At 38.8% G+C, this 1,602-nt stretch carries 4 protein-coding genes; 2 read left to right on the forward strand and 2 right to left on the reverse strand.

Annotated features, from left to right (window positions below):
- Window positions 1-184: hypothetical protein (locus UIB65_RS04425; protein ID WP_330039914.1), on the reverse strand; the 184-nt coding region annotated here is incomplete at its 3' end.
- Here UIB65_RS04425 and UIB65_RS04430 point away from each other — a divergent pair.
- Complete coding sequence (locus UIB65_RS04430) at window positions 168-950, forward strand: nucleotidyltransferase domain-containing protein (RefSeq protein WP_330039915.1); 783 nt, start codon at window positions 168-170, stop codon at window positions 948-950. The two genes, UIB65_RS04425 and UIB65_RS04430, sit on opposite strands and share 17 nt — an antisense overlap.
- A 185-nt stretch (window positions 951-1,135) precedes the next feature.
- Here the strand turns inward: UIB65_RS04430 and UIB65_RS04435 are convergent, their stop codons facing one another.
- Complete coding sequence (locus UIB65_RS04435) at window positions 1,136-1,270, reverse strand: hypothetical protein (protein WP_330039916.1); 135 nt, start codon at window positions 1,268-1,270, stop codon at window positions 1,136-1,138.
- Window positions 1,271-1,323: 53 nt separating this feature from the next.
- Between UIB65_RS04435 and UIB65_RS04440 the strand changes: the two genes are divergently transcribed.
- On the forward strand, window positions 1,324-1,449 hold the full coding sequence (locus UIB65_RS04440; protein WP_330039917.1) for a hypothetical protein: 126 nt from the start codon (window positions 1,324-1,326) through the stop codon (window positions 1,447-1,449).
- Window positions 1,450-1,602: the final 153 nt, after the last annotated feature.

Here is a 1,602-nt window from a genome sequence, read left to right on the forward strand (position 1 = left end):
GAACCAGCCAGAAACAGCAGCTGCCACTTCTATCATTGCTGCTTTTCCCGCAATGGACGGGTCGAGGGAATAAAGGATAGTACGGCTTGATTATTCTATGCCATTGGTCTATAATTTTTATTAAACAACCAGTTAGACAAACTTGAATTTGACAAGGAGGAATCGCAATGATAATCGATGTCAATGAACTATTTAATGAACTTGGACATCTTCCTCAGGTGGAAGCAATTGCATTGGGAGGTTCAAGAGCAACTGGACGAAATGATACCAAATCGGACTACGATGTATATGTATATATAACAGACAATATTGACGAAAACACACGAAGACGTATTCTGGAAAATTATTGTGGATATATGGAAATTGGCAATTCCTTGTGGGAGTTGGAAGATGATGTTACCTTAAAAGATAGCATTGATATGGACATTATATATAGAAATATGGAAGATTTTGAAAAAATGGTGTCCTCTGTAGTTATAGACTGTATACCATGGAATGGGTATACTACCTGTATGTGGCACAATCTAATAACCTCCCAAATCGTGCTTGACAAGAATGGCAAGCTGAATATGTTACAGGAAAAATATCGCATTCCATATCCAAAGAAGTTAAAAAAGAATATTATTGCTAATAATTTAAAGCTTCTTAGCGGTATGTTGCCATCATTTGATATGCAGATACAAAAGGCAGAGAATAGAGGTGACCTTGTAAGTGTCAATCATAGGGTTACTGAATTCCTCGCAAGTTATTTTGACATTATTTTTGCTCTGAACGAGATGACACACCCTGGTGAGAAAAGAATGCAAACCATTTGTTCGAAAGAATGCAATATCTTGCCAAATAATTTTGATGCAAATCTTTACAGATTATTTGATGGAATGTTCAGAAAAAATATATCTGGTGTTATTAACGATATGGTTGATGAAATAAAAAAGATAACGCAGATGTAGTCAAATTCCAATTTGTCGAACAGGAGCAGGATCTTCGGATCCTGCTTTTTTTATGCCCAAAACAGGGAAATCCTTAAATCCGCTTCAAATGGCCTGCGAAACATGATAGGCAGAAATTTTTAAAAATATTTTTTCAAAAAGGTTCCGCTTTGCGGTGCTTATTTCTCCCATAGGTAGAGGGACAGTTATTTCTGCTTGTAGAACACTTGTTCGATAATTATACCAAACAAGAAATCAAAATGCAATAAAAATTCTGTGAACAGCTGACTGTCCTGATCATCACCTATGAAAGGAGGAACGCAAATGCCCTTAATTCTCACGCCATCCCAGTACGAGCGGGTACAGAAAATGATACCCAACTGCTGCAACTGGGATGAAGGGATCTGCCTGCTGCTGGAAATGCCTTGCCCACAGCAGTTATCCCTCACCCGTATCAATTGCAGGTATTTCCGGGAAGCGGTGCTGCCTGCCAACCAAAGGCTCTATCAATCCATTATGAAGAACAACTAAGGAGGAATGAAAATGAAAAGACTGAATGACCAACTGATCATCGGTGTTGACCATGGCTATGGCAACATCAAAACAGCAAACCACTGTTTCAAGACCGGCATCCTGGGATATGATTCTGAACCTCTCTTCACCGGTGACATGC

Source organism: Methanobrevibacter sp. (assembly GCF_036307625.1).
In the GTDB taxonomy this organism is placed as follows: Archaea; Methanobacteriota; Methanobacteria; order Methanobacteriales; family Methanobacteriaceae; genus Methanocatella.